This is a genomic window from Saccharothrix tamanrassetensis (assembly GCF_014203665.1).
Taxonomy (GTDB): Bacteria; Actinomycetota; Actinomycetes; order Mycobacteriales; family Pseudonocardiaceae; genus Actinosynnema; species Actinosynnema tamanrassetense.
Genome location: NZ_JACHJN010000005.1, coordinates 318437 through 336148 on the forward strand (window position 1 = coordinate 318437; position 17712 = coordinate 336148).

The window sequence follows — 17712 nt, forward strand, 5'->3', positions numbered from 1 at the left end:
ACCGTGGTGCACGTCGTGCGCGGACGGACGGACTCCGTCGTCGTGGTCGGTGCCGGGCTCGCCGGCCTGTCGGCCGCGCTCCACCTGCGCGGCGCGGGCCACCAGGTGACCGTCGTGGAGCAGCGCGGCCATCCCGGCGGCCTGGCCGGTCGGTCCGATGTGGACGGTCACCGGCTGGACACCGGACCCACCGTGCTCACCATGCCCGAACTCCTGGACGAGGCGTTCTCCGCAGTCGGGCAACGGCTTTCCGACCGGCTGGAGCTGCTGCCGCTGCACCCGGCGTACCGGGCGACGTTCGCCGACGGCAGCGCGCTCGACGTGCACACCGACGCGGAGCGGATGGAACAGGAGGTGCGCGACTTCGCGGGCGGCCGGGAAGCCGGCGGCTACCGCCGGCTGCGCGCCTGGCTGACCCGACTGCACGAGGTCGAACGCGAGCGGTTCATCGGTGCGAACCTGGACTCGCCGCTGGACCTGCTCGGTCGCGACCTGGCGGCGCTGGCCGCGCTCGGCGGTTTCGGCAGCCTGTCGCGGGCGGTCGGGCGCTTCCTGGACGACCCGCGCCTGCGCCGCGTCTTCACCTTCCAGTCGCTCTACGCCGGTGTCGCACCGCGCGACGCCCTCGCCGCGTACGCCGTCATCGCCTACATGGACACCGTCGCGGGCGTCTGGTTCCCGCGCGGCGGAATGCGAGCCGTGCCGCAGGCGCTGGCCGACGCCGCCCTGGACGCCGGCGTCGAGTTCCACTACGACACCGAAGTCACCGCACTGGAACGCGCCGGGTCGCGCGTCACCGCCGTGCGCACCGCCGGGGACCGGATCCCGTGCGACGCCGTAGTGCTGGCCACCGGCCCCGCGCAGTCCACCCGGCTGCTGCACGGCCGCCCCCGCAGGCCCGTGCCGCTGCGCTGGTCGCCGTCGGCGGTGGTGGTGCACCTGAGCGCGCCGGAAGCCTCCGCCGACCTCGCCCACCACACCATCTCCTTCGGCGAGGCGTGGGACGGGACCTTCGACGAGATCATCCGCGCCGGCCGGCTCATGTCCGACCCGTCACTGCTGCTCACCACGCCCAGCCTCACCGACCCGGCCCTCGCGCCCGCCGGCAGGCACCTGCACTACGTGCTGGCCCCGTGCCCCAACCTGGACAGCGCGCCGTTGCGGTGGGACGCCCTCGGCCCGCGCTACGCCGACGAGCTGGTGGCCGAACTGACCCGCCGCAAGCTGCTCGTCACCGACGTGACGCGGCTGGCGACGACCACGCCGGACGACTGGGCGACGCTCGGGCAGGCCGCCGGAACCCCGTTCTCGGCCGCCCACACGTTCGGCCAGACCGGCCCGTTCCGGCCGCGCAACCTGCCCCACCGCCGCGGCAACGTCGTCCTCGCCGGCAGCGGCACCACACCCGGTGTGGGCATCCCGCCCGTCCTCATCTCCGGGCGTCTCGCCGCGGAACGACTCCGGCGTTGAGGGGTCGGTCTATTTCGCGGCGGTCCACTCGAATGGTTTCACTCGAATGGCCCAGCAGTACCGAGCAATTCGTCACGGACGCTATTCGACACTCGTCCGAGTGATTTCACCGTCAATGACTTTTGACGCGCGGGCCCGGGGTACCTGGGGTGCGTCCAGTCACCGGATCACTTGGAGAACGCCCATGAAGGTCAAGGCAATCGCGCTCATCGGCCTCGCGACGGCGGCACTGGCCGTGCTCCCGACCGCCGCCTACGCCTCCTGTTCGATGGATACCGGGCAGACGGCGTCGGTATCCGGTGCGGTGGACGAGGAACTGGCCAGGCTCGCGCCCTGGAAACCGGGCTCGGACCCGCGGGACGTGGCCTGGCTGAAGGCCAACCTGGTGGACATGGTGCCGGACTGGCTGCCCGAGACCAGGGACCTCGCGACCCGCGCCAAGCCGGAGATCGACCAGTTGATCGAGAAGTGCTACCAGGCCGCCGACTACAGCGCCGTCGAACCGGGGCCGGACGATTTCTTCTCGTGCGTCAAACGGGCCGTGCTGACGGAGTTCCTGCCCACCCACCTGGCGGACTGGAGCGCCGTCTGCGGTGAGGTGCGAAACGCCGTCCAGGACCCGGGGATCGAGCAGAAGATCCGCGAGTGGGCCCGCAAGTGGGTCGACGCCTTCATCGAACACGTGAACTCGCGACCGACCCGGCACCTGGCGATGCCCGCGCTGTGACCCGGGCGGCAGTTCCCGGCCCACCACCCTGCGGCAGGTCGCGATTCACGTCTCCCGGTGTCCCCAACCCGCCTCGACTCTGAGCACGACGTCGCCCGGAGTGCGTCCCGCTGCCGGGGCGCACTCGACGGCGGCCACCCCGACCGGGAGGCACTGCCGGCCCGGTCGGCTGTCGAAGGTCGGTCCGGACGGCATCCGGTCCGCACCCGGCAGAGGGTGACTGTTGTCTCACGCTCGTGGGTGTCTGCAATCTGGCCGCCTGCACCTACCGCAAGCCTGACCACGTGCACTCCTTGTTCTATCGCGTCCCTCGCCCCTCCTCGGTCGCACCCTGTACGCAACTGTGGCCACGCCGGTTGCACACCCGCGGTGACGGTCGGGACGGGAAGCCTAGGCTCGGTGGGTGGACTTTTCGGCCGCCGGGAACATCGACCGTCGGCCCACCCATGACGCTCGACCGCGGGTAGCGCATCGGCTACCTGGTGCGATGACTCCGGCCGGCGGCACCGGAACAGGAACGACCACCGTCCGGCCCCGTCGCGTCGGCGGGCTCGGCCGAACGGGGTGTCGTTGCACCCCACGCATCACCTCTGCTCGAAGATGTCGCAAACCGCCGTTGACTGTGCAACATTGCGCACGTAGTGTCCGCTCCATCGCAACGGCTGTCGGCCCTGGTCGGCAGTGTCACGGCCGGCTTGGCGCGAGCAGCGCGAGGAGAACTGAATGAACAACCGTTGGTGGAAGGTGGCTCTGGCGGCGACCGTCGTCCTGGGCGCGAGCGCCTGTGGCGGCGCGGCGTCCTCGGACGGTCCCGTCACGATCACCTACGCGGTCTGGGACAAGGAACAGGTGCCCGCGATGGAGAAGATCGCGGCCGAGTTCGAGAAGGCCCATTCCAACGTGGACGTGAAGGTCCAGCTCACCTCGAACAAGGAGTACTGGACGAAGCTCCAGACGGCGGTCACCGGCGGCAGCGCGCCCGACGTGTTCTGGATGAACGGCCCCAGGTTCCAGCTCTACGCCTCGCAGGGCGTGCTGCTGCCGCTCGACGAGCAGATCGACGCCGCCAAGGTGGACACCGGCGCGTTCCCCGAGGCGCTGGTCGACCTCTACACCTACCAGGGCAAGAAGTACGGGCTGCCCAAGGACTTCGACACGATCGGCCTCTGGTACAACAAGACGCTGTTCGACGCCGCCGGGGTGGGCTACCCCGACGCGAACTGGACCTGGGACGACCTGCGCGAGGCCGCGCGGAAGCTGACCGACCCGGCCAAGGGGCAGTACGGCATCGCCGCGGCGGCCGACTCGCAGGCCAACTACTACAACACCATCTTCCAGGCCGGTGGCTCCGTCATCTCCGCCGACGGGAAGAAGTCCGGCTTCGACGACCCGGCCACCGTGGAGGGGCTGCGGTTCTGGGTCGACCTGATCAACAAGGACAAGGTGTCGCCGACCATCCAGCAGATGTCGGACACCGAGCCCGCCCAGATGTTCTCCTCCGGCAAGGTCGCCATGTACTACGGCGGTTCGTGGGAGGCCGTCGGGTTCGCCAAGAACGCCGACCTGACCGGCAAGGTGGACGTCGCGCCGCTGCCCAAGGGCAAGAAGGAGGCCGTCGTCATCCACGGTCTGTCCAACGTGGCCTACGCCAAGTCGAAGCACCCCGAGGAGGCCGCCCGGTTCGCCGTCTTCGCCGGGTCGCCGGAGGCGCAGCGCATCCAGGCCGAGACCGGCGCGGTGATCTCCGCCTACCAGGGCACCCAGGACGCGTGGCTCAAGGCGACGCCGCAGTACCGGCTCCAGGCGTTCCTGGACCAGGTGCCGGACTCGGTGCCGCTGCCGCACTCGAAGAACACCGCCGCGTGGACCAAGAAGGCCGAGGAACTGCTGCTCAAGGCGTGGTCCGGTGAGCAGGACGTCACGGAGGTCGCCAAGACGCTGGCCGAGGCCGTGAACACCGAGTTGGGCAACGAGAAGTGACCGCCGTCGCCGACCAGTCCGTGGCCGCGGAGGTCCCCGCGGCCACGGGCCGGCCAGCGCGCAAGCGGCGGCCGACGACCGTCGCCGGGCGGTGGGAGTGGCTGTGGGGCCTGGCGTTCATCGCGCCGACGGGACTGGGCCTGCTGGTCTTCTACATCTGGCCGGTGTTCCAGACGCTGTACTACAGCTTCACGGAGTGGGGCGCGTTCGGCGGGCACGTCTGGGTCGGCACCGAGAACTACGTGAAGCTCCTCGGCGACCCGGAGGTCCTCAAGGCGCTGAAGAACACCCTCGTCTACTCGGGACTGGTCCTGCTCGGCGTCCCCGTCTCGCTGGTGCTGGCCGCGCTGATCAACACGCCGGGCCTGCGCGGCGCGGCGGTGTACCGGGTGCTGTACTTCCTGCCCGTGGTCACCATGCCCGCCGCGGTGGGCATGGTGTGGCGGTGGCTCTACAACGGCGACCTCGGCCTGGTCAACCACGTGCTGTCGCTGATCGGCATCAGCGGGCAGCACTGGGTGGCCGACCCGCGCTTCGCCCTGTACGCCACGGCGGTCGTGGGTGTCTGGATGACCGTCGGCTACAACATGGTGATCTTCGCCGCCGGCCTGAACGGCATCCCCCGGGACTACTACGAGGCCGCCGAACTGGACGGCGCGGGCCGCATCCGCCAGTTCTTCTCCATCACGCTGCCGATGCTCAGCCCCACCGCGTTCTTCATCACGGTGCTGACGTCCATCGGCGCGTTGCAGGTGTTCGACGTCATCTACCTGATGCTGGGCACGAACAGCTCGGCGCTGCGCAACCCGGCGATCGACGAGAACAAGACGATCGTGTTCCTGTTCTACGAACGGGCCTTCATCGACAACGACAAGGGCTACGCGGCGGCGATCGCGTTCGTGCTGCTGCTGGTGATCCTGGTGCTGACCGTGATCCAGTTCCGGGCGCAGAAGAGGTGGGTGCACTATGCCTAGCCGGGTCGATCGGCGCCACACCACCTGGCACGTGCACCTCGTGCTCGTGGTCGGCGCGCTGGTGATGGTGGCTCCGCTGGCGTGGGAGTTCCTCACGTCGGTGAAGTCGTTCGGCGAGTCGGTGCGGGTGCCGCCGACGATCCTGCCGGAGACCTGGGACTGGTCGAACTACGGCAAGGTGTTCGAGGCGGTGCCGTTCGGCGAGCAGTTCCTGAACACGGTGCTGATGACCGCCGGGCGGACCGCCGGCCAGCTGCTGATGTGCTCGATGGCCGCGTACGCCTTCGCCCGGCTCCGGTTCCCCGGGCGGGACGCGTTCTTCCTGCTGTTCCTGTCCGTGCTGATGGTGCCGAGCCAGCTGTTCCTGATCCCGCAGTACCAGATCATGCAGGAGCTGGGCTGGCTGAACTCGCTGCCGGCGCTGATCGTGCCGGGCATGTTCAGCGCGTTCGGCACGTTCCTGCTGCGGCAGTTCTTCCTGTCCCTGCCCAAGGACCTGGAGGAGGCGGCGGCGCTGGACGGTGCGAACCCGCTGCGCATCTACTGGCACGTCATGCTCCCGCTGGCCCGGCCGGGACTGGTGGCGCTGGGCATCCTGACCGTGCTGTGGTCGTGGAACGACCTGCTGTGGCCGCTGGTCGCGAACAACGACCCGGAGAAGATGACCCTGTCGGCCGGGCTCGCCACGCTCAAGGGCGAGCACCTGACCGACTACCCGGTGCTGATGGCGGGGTCGCTGCTGGCCACGCTGCCCGTCATCGCGGTGTTCGTGGTCATGCAACGCCGGGTGCTGGAAGGCATCGCCTTCACCGGAACGAAGGGATAGCGCATGGAGGACCTGCGGGTCGGTGTCATCGGCTACGGGCTGCGCGGACCGCTCGCGCGCCACGCCCACCAGCCCGGCCGGGGTTCGGCGGTGGTGGCGGTGGGCGACCCCCGACCGGAGCGGCGGGAACTCGCCGGCGCCGACTTCGGCCCGGACGTGCTCCTCACCGACGACCCGGGCGAGGTGCTGCGGGCGGGGCTGGACGCGGTGTTCGTGCTCAGCCCGGACCACCTGCACGCCGAGCACGCCCTGGCGGCGTTCGACGCGGGCGTGCCGGTGTACCTGGAGAAGCCGCTGGCGATCACGCTGGAGGAGTGCGACGCGCTGCTGGGCCGGGCGCGCGAGGCCGGGGTGAAGCTCTACATCGGCCACAACATGCGGCACATGCCGGTCGTCCAGACGATGCGGCAGCTCATCCTCGACGGCGCCATCGGCGAGGTGAAAGCGGTGTGGTGCAGGCACTTCGTCGGGCACGGCGGCGACTACTACTTCAAGGACTGGCACGCCGAACGCGCCAAGGGCACCGGCCTGCTGCTGCAGAAGGCCGCGCACGACATCGACGTGATCCACTGGCTGGCCGGCGGCTACACCAGGCGGGTCAACGCGATGGGCGCGCTGACCCTGTACGACCGCGTCACGGACCGCGCGCCGGCCGCGCCGTTCTCGGAGTACAAGGCGAGCCACGAACTGGAGACCTGGCCGCCGCTGGCGCAGACCGGGCTCAACCCGGTGATCGACGTCGAGGACCTGAGCATGGTCAACATGGCGCTGGACAACGGCGTGCTGGCGACCTACGAGCAGTGCCACTACACGCCGGACTACTGGCGCAACTACACGGTCATCGGCACCGAGGGCCGGCTGGAGAACATCGGCGACACCTCGGACGCGACGGTCCACGTGTGGAACCGCCGCCACCGCGGCCACGCCCCGGCGGACGTGGTGGTGCCGGTGGCGTCGGCGGAGGGCGGCCACGGCGGTGCCGACCCCGGCATCGTGGCGGAGTTCCTCCGGTTCGTGCGCGAGGGCGGCGAGACGCTCACGTCACCGGTCGCGGCCCGTGAGGCCGTGGCGACCGGCTGCGCGGCGACGGACTCGCTGCGGTCGGGCGGCGTCCCGATCGACATCCCCGCGGTGCCGGCCGACCTGCGGGGCTACTTCGCCGCTGGTCAGGCCGGCTAGCGCCGAGACCGGACGTGCCGGCGCCCGGATGGGACGGGGGGAGCGCCGGCACGTCCTCCGACGGGGCCGGGCCGACCGGCCTACCCTCGGAACCCATGAACACGGACGGATACCCGCCCGAGCCGTGGCACCTGCGCGGCGACGGCTGGGCCACGGCGTGGCTGGTGGACTCGGCGGCGCTGCCCGTGCTGCCCGCGTCGGTCACACCGTTGGCGCTGCTGGGCAAAGCCGTGGTGGTCACCGCGTTCGTCGACTACCAGCCGGGCGGCGTGCTCGCCTACCGCGAACTGCTGGCCGCGGTCCTGGTCCGGCGTGGTGCGCGGATCGGCCTGACGATCCCCCGCATCTGGGTCGACAGTCCCGCCTCGCGGGCCGGTGCACGCGCGCTGTGGGGCATCCCCAAGGACCTGGCCCGCTTCGACCTGACCCCGGCCGCGCGCTTCACCGCCTCCGCGCACGACGGGGACCACGCCATCGCCACGGCCCGCCTGACCGTGCCGGAGCGGTGGTGTCCGCTTCGGGCACGGACCACGATCTGGCAGGACGCGCCGGAAGGACTGGCCCGGACGCCGCTGCGGGTCCGTGGACGTGTCGCGCCCGCACGGTCGTCGTGGCGCATCGACGCCACCGGGCCACTGGGATGGCTCCGCGCGGCCCGTCCTCTGTTCGGACTGGCCATCACCGGGTTCCACCTCCGGTTCGGTCCCCGGCACGCTCCGACGCCGCGCCAGTGACTTCGGCCTGTCACGTCCCGCCCGCCGGCCTCGTCCAGGGGGCATGATTTCCCTTCGCCCGGTCGGAGCGCACGGTACGGCGACGTGAGCAATGTGGACGCTCGCTGAGCGGCGGAATACGGTTCGGCAAGCCGGTTTGTCGTACCCCCGGCGTAGGTTCCGGTCATGGCACATCGGATCGATCTGACACTGGACACGGCGAACGCGCCCGTGCTGGCGGAGTTCTGGAAGCTGGCGTTGGGGTACGTGGACGAACCCCCACCGCCGCCGTACAAGACCAGGGAGGAGTGGCTGGAGCAGTTCGACCTCCCCGAGGACGACGGGGAAGGGGCGTGGCTGTGCGACCCGGACGGGGTCGGGCCGCGGTTGTCGCTGCTGGACGTGCCGGAGCCCAAGGTGGCCAAGAACCGGCTGCACATCGACATCCGGGTGTCCGGCGAGGGCAGTCCCGAACAGCGGTGGGCGCAGGTCACCGAGCACGTCGAACGGCTGACCGCGGCGGGCGGGAAGGTGCTGCGGGTGGACGGGCGCCACCACGTGACGATGGCCGATCCGGAGGGCAACGAGTTCTGCGTGGCCTGACCCGGTTCCGGCGAGCCGTGTTCGCGGGAGTCGACCGGCCCGCGGAGCCGCGCGCGCTCCTGCGCTGAGCCCGCGCAGGTTCGGCAGGCGGTCCTCGGCCTCCAGGCCTCCCGGCCTGCCCCGCTTCTCGATCTGCCCGCTTCCTGATTCGCCGAGGGCCCTCGACGTTCCGCGTGCGAGCGTGTTGCGGTGGGGGCGTCGATACCCCGACCCTCGCAGCCGTCAGCCGTCAGCCGTCAGCCGTCAGCCGTCAGCCGTTGGTCGTCTGCTCGCGCACCACGTCGGCCAGCGGCGTGGCGCGGTGGCCGGTGAGGCGCTCGACGTGGTCGGTGACCTCGGCCAGCTCGCCGGCGGCGATGGCGGTGTAGGTGGAGACCCACGCGTCGAGCAGCCAGTCCGGCGCGTCGTACGAGGCGCGCGATTCGTAGGCCTCTTCGACGGTCTCGCGCTGGTACCTGATGTTCCGACCGGTGGCCTTGGTCAGGATCGCGGCGACCTCGTCCAGGGTGAGGGCGTCGGGTCCGGTCAGGTCGTAGGTGGCGCCGGCGTGCCGTGGGGCGTCCAGCAGCACGGCGGTGGCGGCTTCGGCGATGTCGTCCAGAGCGACCACGGACACCCGCCCGTCCCCGGCCGGCCCCTTGATGACGCCGTCGTCACCGGCCAGCGAGGGCATGAGGTCGGCGTACATGTTGTCGCGCAGGAACGTGTGCGCCAGGCCGCTCGCGCGGATGTGCTCCTCGGTGACGTGGTGGTCGCGCGCCAAGGTGAACGTGGCGTCCGGCGCGGCGCCGTAGAACGAGATGTAGACCAGGTGCCCCACCCCGGCCTCGGCCGCCGCGTCGACGAATGCCCGGTGCTGGTCCACCCGGTCGGCCGTCTCCGAGGCCGACACCATCAGCAGGCGGTCCACACCGTCCAGCGCGGCGAGGACGGCGTCCCGGTCGGTGAAACTGCCGGGGACCGGGGTCGCACCGGGCAGTTCCGGCGCGCGGGCGGGATCACGCACCACCAGCCGTTGTGGGACGCCGGCGGCGGCCAGGCGCAGGGCGACCCGTCCGCCCAGGCGGCCGGTCGCCCCGGTGACCGCGATGGTGACGTCGGAACGGGTGGGCTGGTCGGTCATGTCGTGGCTCCCTGCGGATGCTGCGTGTGGGCGACCCGCCCGCGAGCGAACGGATCACCCGGGTGGGCACATCGAGCAGGTTAACGGTGCCGACCACGACCGGCAGGACTCGCCCGACCGGCGCGGCAGACCCCGGGTCGCGGTCTCTTCCCGGCACGGTGTCCGCCGATGCGGGTTCGCACACACCTGTGCCTTCGTGTTCTCCCCGTATGGCCTGCCCGGAGGGCTACCGCGCTTGTTCGGGGAGTGCAAGCACGCTCTTCGCTTGCACTCCCCGAACAAGGGTGGTCGTCTTTGACAGGCCATGCGGGGAGAACACGACCGCCCTTTCTTTGTTCTTCCTCCCCGGAGGTCTGCCAAGCGGCGAGCGTCGCTTTTTCTTTTACTTGGATTTGTGCGGATCGTTCGTAGCAAGAGCCTTCAAAAGCGTCCTCGCCGGACGGGCAGACCGCCAAGGATCTCCACAAAACCAAAGCCTAGAAGATGCAAGCGGTGCTGTGTGTCATCCCCGTACGGCCTGGTCAGAAGACAACCACCCTTGTCCGGGTAGTGCAAGCGAAAAGCATGCTTGCACTACCCGGACAAGCGCGGTTCGCTGCGCGCAGGCCGTACGGGGATGACACACAGCAAGGCAGAGGTGTGCGCGGTGCGCTGGGTGGTGGAAATCCGGTCAACGGGCGGGGATGTCGCGTACGGCGGCGAGCATCCGGGTGAAGGCGGGGTCGTTCTGGTCGTTGTCCGGTAGGGAGATGGCCAGGCCGTCGCAGCGGCCCCGGTACCAGGATTCGAGGACTTCGGGTATTTCCGCGTAAACACCCTGCGGGATCAGGTCCGCCATCGTCTGGTCGGTGAGGACCGAGGGCAGTTCGGCCCAACGTTCGTCGCGGACCAGGTCGGTGAGGCGTTCACCCAGGTGTTCGTGGCCCAGCATCGCCAGAGTGGGCCGATAGGCGGGCGTGGAGTACAGGAACGCCAGCTCGGTGCGGGCGTTGTTCCGGGCTGCTTCCAAAGCCGTGCGGTCGGAACCGGTGACGCACTTGGAAACCACGATCACCCGTGGTCCGCCGTCGGTCCGGTCGGCCGCGCCTTCCGCCAGCGCGGGCAGCAGTTGTTCGTCCAGATAGGACGGATGGGAGTTGGTGGCGTGGGTGACGAACCCGTCCGCGTGCGCACCGGCCACGACGCACATCCGGCGGTTGACGCCACCGGTCCAGATCTGCGGTGGGTCGACTCCGGACGGCCCGGGGTTGAAGTAGGGCTGCAACCGGTCGAAGCGGTAGTGGGTGCCTTCGTAGGCCAACGGGGTTTCCTGCGCGAAGGCGTCGAAGATGGCACGTAGCGCACCGATGTAGTCGGCGAGCCGTTCCGCCGGTGCCGACCAGGGCACGGAGAACCGGCCGACGATGTTGCCGCGCACCTGGGTGGCCAGGCCGAGTTGGAATCGACCGCCGGAGTAGCGGGCGAGGTCCCAGGCCGCGTACGCCACGGTCATCGGGCTGCGCGGGAACGCCAACGTCATGCTGGTGCGCACGGTCAGCCAGGTGGTGTGCTCCAACGCCAGCAGGGCGACGCTGAGCGAGTCGTGCACGGTTTCCGGGATGTGGACGGTGTCGAACCCGAGGCGTTCGATCCGGCGGACGGTGTGTGCCACGTCGGCCAGATCGGTGTGCGCGGGCAGTGTGGTGACCAGTTCCATGGTCACCCCGGCGGCTGGCCGGACAGCGCGCGGTCGATTGCCATGTCGCCGAGTGTTGCACGGGCGAGCCGTTCCGGACCGGGTGCGCGGCGCGGGCGCGTGCCGCCTTCCACGGGCAGCACCGCCCCGGCGGCCGACGCGCCTTGGCCCGAAAACGGGCTGTTCACACGGTGTCCCGTAGGGCGGATGAACGGTCCTTCGGCGGTGACGTGCACGCCATTCTCGGTACCGGTGCCAACGTTGTCCGGCTCGACAACACGGGTTTGTGAGCGCCCATCACGGTTCGGAACACGGTACGATCGCTGCCGATGATCATGAATACGCCACGCTTGGAGTCGGCCGGTGGCCGTAGTCCGTGGTGGGTCGACGGAGTGGGCTGGGTCGGTGGAGCGGGCCGGGTCGGGCGGAAGGTGCGGTTGCGGGAGATCGGGCCCGCGGACCGGCGCACGCTGATCGGGTTCGACCGGGACGCCGCCGGCGGTCGTGACCCGCGGATCGGCGGCTATCGGCACTGGGCGGCGCATCGGGCGGAGGGGGCCGGCTCCGGTGACGACCGGCACCTCGCGATCGAGGCGCTGCACGGTCGGATGCTGGTCGGGTCGATGTGGGTGCTGACCGACCCGGCTGCCGGTCGGTTCAGCTACGGCATCGGGATCGGGGCGCAGCACCGGCGTTGCGGCTACGCCGGTGACGCCGTCACCGTGCTGCTGGCGTTCATGTTCGGGGAGCGCGGCTATCGCAAGTGCGAGGTCGGCATTTACGGCGGCAACTTCGCCTCGCTGTCGTTGCACGGCGAGCTCGGCTTCCGCGAGGAAGGTCGTCCGCGTGACACCGAGTTGGTGCGGGGCGAGATCAGGTACCCGGTGCTGATGGGTATCACCGCGGGTGAGTTCGCTGCGCATCACCACGAGTATGCGGCGTCCAGTGGAGATGTGCGTCGTTGGCGAGGTCGCCACTGGCGGACGCGGCGGCGGGGGCGACACTGGCGCACGAACGCCGGGGTCGGCTTTTCATCGTTGGTCACGAGGTGGGGCTGAGGAGCTGGAAGCTGCCTCGCCGGACAGGCAGGCAGGCAGGCGAGCATCCCCTCAGAGCCGAAGCTCGAAAGATGCGGGCAAGGCAGGGGTGTGCGCTGCGCTGGGGTCCGTGCGGATGCCGCGTGTGGTGTCAGCGGGGAAGCAGGCCGTCGAGGAAGGTGGAGACGAAGTCGTCGGCGAAGTGCTTCCCGGAGTAGTCGGCGGTGGGCTTGAACCAGCGGACCGACAGCCAGAGGGCGTCGCGGAGCAGGCGGTACAGGACGCGGGGCGGGATGTCGGAGCGGAAGTCGCCGGAGGCCACGCCTTCGTCGAGCACCTCGATCCAGGTCTTCCGGATGGCGTCGGCGGTCCCCTCGATGTGGTTGCCGCCTTCGAGGGAAGCCAGGTAGGCGCCGCTGTTCTGGTAGATCTCGGCCGCGTGGGGGTGCGCTTCGATCACCGCCAGGGAGCCTCGGATCAGTTCCGCCAGCCGGCTGCGCGGGTCCGACGTGGCAGCCGTGATCTCCTCGTACCGGGCCTTCAGGTCGTCCAGGTAGCCGGTCAGGATGGCCAGCACCATCTCGTCCTTGGACTTGAAGTGGTGGTACAGGCTGCCGGACAGGATGCCGACCGCATCGGCGATCTCGCGCACGGTGGTGGCCACGATGCCCTTGGTCGCGAACAAGGTGGCCGCGTGCTGGAGAATGATTTCGCGACGGGCCCGTGTCGCCACCATGTCGTCCCTTCCGCTGCCTGACGGGCAGGCCGTTCGAATACCAATCAAGCGCTTGTAATACCACGGTCTGCACACGGTCGAAAACTCTCCGGCAGATTTGGGCCGGTTGGTGTATCGGGCATTGCGGTAAACGGGTCATGTGTGTGCATCGGCCATCACGTCGGGCAGGGCGGACGGCACCACCTGCCAGGACAGGCCGTGGCCGGACGAGTGTCCGTGCGGTCAGCTGAACAGGGCGGCCAGGTCGTTGCGCTGCAGGGCCTGCAACACCCGGCCGACCCTGGTGGCCGAGTCGGCCGGGGCGACGACCCGGACCGTGCCGGGGCGGTCGGCGGGGACCTCGGCCTCGGCGTCGCGGAACACCGTGGACCAGACCTGGCCGCCCCGGTCCGCGGTGGGCGAGTCGAGCCTGGCCTGCACGCGGTCGCGCAGGGCGGCCGGGTTCTCGTCCGGCACGCAGACGAACTCGGTCACCTCGTCCTTCGTCGCCCGCACGCCGACCGCGACGGCGGGTCCGCCGCGCCGGGACTTGCTGATCATCGCCACCGTCACCTCGCCCAGGCACGCGGCCAGGCCGCCGACGACCTCGTCCTGGGCCAGCGACGGGCCGGTGCCCGGGTCGACCACCCAGGCCAGCGACGTGCCGGACGGCCCGAACGCGATCGAGTCCGGCGCGACCCGGACCTTGTTGAACCCGCTGACGATCCCCAGCCGGCCGAGCTCGCCGGTCAGTCGCACCTCGTGGTCGGCGGCGGTGATCCACGTGGTGGAGTCGGGGCCGTCCACCCGCTGCGCGCCGAGACCGGCGAACTTGCCGTTGACCGCTTCCGCGTCGACCTCCATGCGCAGCACACCCGCCCAGTTCGGGGGCTGTCCGACGCGGATCGCCTCGGAGGCGTTCGCCGGGTCGAAGCCCACCGCGCCGGCGAGCGAGTCGGACCGCGCGGCGATGTCCGAGTACCCGACGCCCTGCAACGGCTGGAAGCGCTGCCGATCCCGGCGCACCAGCTCGCGGACGGCCGCGACGTCGCCGTACTCGACCAGCACGGCCGACTCCTCGGTCGCCCGGACCTTGGCCAGGGCGCTGGTCAAGCCGCTCGCCACGGGTGTCCCGGCGGTCGTCACGGGAGTCCCCGGGGTCTCGGACGCGCACCCCGCCAGGATCGCCACCAGGCCGACCGCCGCCACCAAGCGCGCCGCGCCGGAGTGATCGCTCATCTGCGGGATGCTAGGTCGACGCACCGATCCACGACACTGTTTCGGTGAACCGGCGGAGCACCGCCCAGCCGGACGAGCTCCAGCCGGACGAGCGGCCCGCTCAGCCGAGTTCCGCCGGCCGGACCGGAACGAGTGCTGTGTCCACGGGTGCCCAGCGGGTCTCGACGGTCGTACCGAGGGCCCGGGGAGCAGCGAGCACACTGAAGGCGTGGAGAGCAAACGCAAGCGCGGCGAGCTGCGGATCTACCTCGGCTCCGCGCCCGGTGTGGGCAAGACGTTCGCCCTGCTCGGGGAGGCGCACCGCCGGCGGGAGCGGGGCACGGACGTGGTCGTCGGGCTGGTCGAGACGCACGGCCGGGAGAAGACCGCACGGCTGCTGGACGGGCTGGAGGAGCTGCCGCGCCGGCAGGTGGAGCACCGGGGCGTCCGGTTCGCCGAGATGGACCTGGACGGGCTGCTCGCCCGCGCGCCCGAGGTGGCCGTCGTGGACGAACTCGCCCACACCAACGTTCCCGGCTCCCGCAACGCCAAGCGGTGGCAGGACGTCGAAGAGCTGCTGGACGCGGGCGTCGACGTGCTGTCCACGGTCAACGTGCAGCACCTCGAATCGCTGAACGACGTGGTCGAGCGCATCACCGGGGTCCGGCAGCGGGAGACCGTGCCGGACGAGGTGGTGCGCCGCGCCGAGCAGGTCGAGCTGGTCGACATCACGCCCGAGGCCCTGCGCCGGCGCCTCGCGCACGGCAACGTCTACGCCGCCCACAAGATCGACGCCGCCCTGGGCAACTACTTCCGGCCCGGCAACCTGACCGCGCTGCGCGAGCTGGCCCTGCTGTGGTTGGCCGACCAGGTGGACGTGGCGCTCCAGCGCTACCGCACCGAGCAGCGCATCACGGACACCTGGGAGACCCGGGAACGGGTCGTGGTCGCGATCACCGGTGGCAACGAGAGCGAGACGCTGATCCGACGCGCCCGGCGGATCGCGGTGCGGGCGGGGGCGGACCTGGTGGTCGTGCACGTCATGCGCGGCGACGGCCTGACCGGCGCTTCGCCGCAGCTCGTTGCGAAGCTGCGGCGGATCACCGAGGACGTGGGCGCGACCTTCCACACGGTGGTGGGCGACGACGTGCCGACGTCGCTGCTGGAGTTCGCGCGCGGGGTCAACGCCACCCAGCTCGTGCTGGGCACGTCGCGGCGGTCGCGGTTGGCGCGGGTGTTCGACGAGGGCATCGGCGCGGCGGTGATCCAGGCGTCCGGGCCGATCGACGTGCACATGGTCACCCACCCCGAGTCCCGGCGCGGCCCGCGCCGGCGGGTGGGGCGCAACCCGCTGAGCCGGCACCGGGTGCTGCTGGGCCGGCTGCTGGCCGTGCTGCTGCCGGCCGCGCTGACCGGCGTGGGCGCGCCGTTCCGCGACGACCTGGCCTTCTCCACCGACCTGGTCGGGTTCTTCCTGGTCACGGTGGTGGTCGCGCTGGTGGGCGGGCTGGGCCCGGCGGTGGGGGCGGCGCTGCTGGGCGCCGGGCTGCTGAACTACTTCTTCACGCCGCCCTACTACAGCCTGGCCGTGGCGACGCCGGAGAACCTGGTCACCCTGGTCGCGATGCTCGTCGTGGCGGTGCTGGTGGCGCTGGTGGTGGACCGGGCCGCCCGGCTGGCCGCGCAGGGCGCGCGGGCCCGCACCGAGGCGGCGTTGCTCGCCTCCTACGCCCGGACCGTGCTGACCAGCCCGCACCCGCTGGCCAGGCTGCTGGAGAAGGTGCGGGAGAACTTCGGGTTGGAGTCGGTGGCGCTGCTGGAGCGCCGCGACGGCGACTGGGAGCGGGTCGCCTGCGTCGGTCCGCGACCGTGCGACGAACCGGACGAGGCGGACGTGGACGTGCCGGTGACGGCCGACGTGCACCTGGCGCTGCGCGGCCGGGCGCTGCCGGCGAGCGACCAGCGGGCGTTGGAGGCGGCGGCGGGACAGGCGCTGATGGCGCTGCGGCAGCAGCGGATGGCGGCCGAGACCGCCGAGGCCCAGCGCCGTGCCGAGACCACCGAGCTGCGCACCGCCCTGCTCTCCGCCGTCGGTCACGACCTGCGCACGCCGCTCACGTCCATCAAGGCGGCCATCGGGAGCCTGCGGGACGCGGAGCTGCGGCTGTCCGCCGAGGACACCGACGAGCTGTTGGAGACGGTGGAGGTCTCCGCCGACCGGCTGACGGGCCTGGTGGACAACCTGCTCGACTCGTCCCGCCTGGCCACCGGGGCGGTGCGACCGCTGCTGCGGGCCGTGACGTTCGACGAGGTGGTGGCGAGGGCGCTGGCCGGCATCGACGACCGGCGGGTGGTCTCGGTGGACGTGGGGGAGCAGCTGCCCTCCGTGCTGGCCGACGTGGGCCTGCTGGAACGGGTCGTGGCGAACGTGGTCGACAACGCGCTGCGGCACGGGCGGCTCACCCCGCGCCGGCTGGTGGACGTGGACGGCGACGGCACGATCGACGCCGACGAACCCGAGATCGCGGTGCGCGCCAGCGCCTACGGCGACCGGGTGGAGCTGCGCGTGGTCGACCACGGGCGAGGCCTGCCGAAGAACACCGCGGACTCGGTGTTCGCGCCGTTCCAACGGCTCGGCGACCGCGACGCCACGCCCGGCGTGGGGCTGGGGTTGAGCGTGGCCAAGGGTTTCGTGGACGCGATGGGCGGCTCGATCGCCGCCGAGGACACCCCGGGCGGCGGGCTGACCATCGTCATCTCGCTGCCCGTCGCCGAGGTGGCAGTCGCGTGACCACCGTGCTGATCGTGGACGACGACCCGCACATCGTGCGCGCCTTACGCATCAACCTCACCGCGCACGGCTACCACGTGCTGACCGCGCACGACGGCGCGTCGGCGTTAAAGCAGGCGGCGTCCGGGAGACCGGACGTCGTCGTGCTGGACCTGGGGTTGCCGGACGTGGATGGGGTGGAGGTGATCGCCGGACTCCGCGCGCGGTCCACCCGGCCGATCGTGGTGCTGTCCGCGCGGACCGATTCGGCGGACAAGGTCGCGGCGCTGGACGCGGGCGCGGACGACTACGTGACCAAGCCGTTCGGGATGGACGAGTTCCTGGCGCGGCTGAGGGCGGCGGTGCGGCGCACCGGTCCCCGGCAGGTGGGCGAGCCCCTGGTGCGCACCGCGTCGTTCACCGTCGACCTGACCGCGAAGAAGATCCGCCGCGACGGCGTGGAAGTGCACCTGACCCGCACCGAGTGGGCCGTGCTGGAGGTGCTGATCCGGGCCGCCGGGCAGCCGGTGGGGCAGCGCGAGCTGCTGGACCGGGTGTGGGGCGCGGGCCACCGGTCGGAGACCCACTACCTGCGGGTCTACCTGGCGCAACTGCGCCGCAAACTCGAACCCGAGCCCTCCCGGCCCCGCCACCTGCTCACCGAACCCGGCCGCGGCTACCGCTTCCAGGCCTGACCGGCGC

At 71.0% G+C, this 17712-nt stretch carries 15 protein-coding genes; 11 read left to right on the plus strand and 4 right to left on the minus strand.

Features of this window, described 5'->3' with window-relative positions; all coding sequences use genetic code 11:
• The first annotated feature begins 6 nt into the window (after positions 1-6).
• The 8 genes from crtI to FHS29_RS17955 all read left to right on the plus strand — a co-directional run bounded on the left by crtI (position 7) and on the right by FHS29_RS17955 (position 8472).
• Positions 7-1470: a phytoene desaturase family protein gene (crtI, locus tag FHS29_RS17920; RefSeq protein ID WP_312864994.1), complete on the plus strand. Its 1464-nt coding sequence runs from the start codon at positions 7-9 to the stop codon at positions 1468-1470.
• Positions 1471-1654: 184 nt separating this feature from the next.
• Entirely contained in the window at positions 1655-2197 is a 543-nt protein-coding gene (locus FHS29_RS17925) for a hypothetical protein (protein ID WP_184691808.1), read from the plus strand.
• A 723-nt stretch (positions 2198-2920) separates the two neighbouring features.
• On the plus strand, positions 2921-4177 hold the full coding sequence (locus FHS29_RS17930; RefSeq protein WP_184691809.1) for an ABC transporter substrate-binding protein: 1257 nt from the start codon (positions 2921-2923) through the stop codon (positions 4175-4177).
• Entirely contained in the window at positions 4174-5151 is a 978-nt protein-coding gene (locus FHS29_RS36875) for a carbohydrate ABC transporter permease (RefSeq protein WP_184691810.1), read from the plus strand. Before FHS29_RS17930 ends, FHS29_RS36875 begins: the two co-directional genes overlap by 4 nt.
• Entirely contained in the window at positions 5144-5977 is an 834-nt protein-coding gene (locus FHS29_RS17940) for a carbohydrate ABC transporter permease (protein ID WP_184691811.1), read from the plus strand. Before FHS29_RS36875 ends, FHS29_RS17940 begins: the two co-directional genes overlap by 8 nt.
• Before the next feature lie 3 nt (positions 5978-5980).
• Positions 5981-7156 (plus strand): Gfo/Idh/MocA family protein, encoded by a 1176-nt coding sequence (locus tag FHS29_RS17945; protein WP_184691812.1) that lies wholly within the window; start codon positions 5981-5983, stop codon positions 7154-7156.
• 95 nt (positions 7157-7251) lie between these two features.
• Positions 7252-7890 carry an acetoacetate decarboxylase family protein gene (locus FHS29_RS17950; RefSeq protein ID WP_184691813.1) on the plus strand — a complete coding sequence of 213 codons (639 nt, stop codon included), beginning with the start codon at positions 7252-7254 and terminating at the stop codon, positions 7888-7890.
• Positions 7891-8055: 165 nt separating this feature from the next.
• Positions 8056-8472, plus strand: a complete 417-nt coding sequence (locus tag FHS29_RS17955) for a VOC family protein (protein ID WP_184691815.1) — start codon at positions 8056-8058, stop codon at positions 8470-8472.
• A gap of 250 nt (positions 8473-8722) precedes the next feature.
• On the opposite strand, the gene FHS29_RS17960 is transcribed toward FHS29_RS17955, so the two are convergent.
• Together FHS29_RS17960 and FHS29_RS17965 are read right to left on the minus strand one after the other, a co-directional pair.
• A complete protein-coding gene (locus tag FHS29_RS17960) occupies positions 8723-9595 on the minus strand; it encodes an SDR family oxidoreductase (protein WP_184691817.1) in 873 nt (290 codons plus the stop codon).
• Positions 9596-10265: 670 nt separating this feature from the next.
• On the minus strand, positions 10266-11291 hold the full coding sequence (locus FHS29_RS17965; RefSeq protein ID WP_184691819.1) for an LLM class flavin-dependent oxidoreductase: 1026 nt from the start codon (positions 11289-11291) through the stop codon (positions 10266-10268).
• 410 nt (positions 11292-11701) lie between these two features.
• On the opposite strand from FHS29_RS17965, the gene FHS29_RS17970 reads away from it, so the two are divergent.
• Positions 11702-12328, plus strand: a complete 627-nt coding sequence (locus FHS29_RS17970; RefSeq protein ID WP_312864995.1) for a GNAT family N-acetyltransferase — start codon at positions 11702-11704, stop codon at positions 12326-12328.
• 130 nt (positions 12329-12458) lie between these two features.
• Here the strand turns inward: FHS29_RS17970 and FHS29_RS17975 are convergent, their stop codons facing one another.
• On the minus strand, positions 12459-13040 hold the full coding sequence (locus tag FHS29_RS17975) for a TetR/AcrR family transcriptional regulator (protein ID WP_221456205.1): 582 nt from the start codon (positions 13038-13040) through the stop codon (positions 12459-12461).
• 225 nt (positions 13041-13265) lie between these two features.
• Complete coding sequence (locus FHS29_RS17980) at positions 13266-14261, minus strand: hypothetical protein (RefSeq protein WP_184691825.1); 996 nt, start codon at positions 14259-14261, stop codon at positions 13266-13268.
• A 208-nt stretch (positions 14262-14469) separates the two neighbouring features.
• Here FHS29_RS17980 and FHS29_RS17985 point away from each other — a divergent pair, with 208 nt between their 5' ends.
• Both FHS29_RS17985 and FHS29_RS17990 read left to right on the plus strand, forming a co-directional pair.
• Entirely contained in the window at positions 14470-17031 is a 2562-nt protein-coding gene (locus tag FHS29_RS17985; protein WP_184691827.1) for a sensor histidine kinase, read from the plus strand.
• Positions 17028-17705, plus strand: a complete 678-nt coding sequence (locus FHS29_RS17990; protein WP_184691829.1) for a response regulator — start codon at positions 17028-17030, stop codon at positions 17703-17705. Before FHS29_RS17985 ends, FHS29_RS17990 begins: the two co-directional genes overlap by 4 nt.
• Positions 17706-17712: the final 7 nt, after the last annotated feature.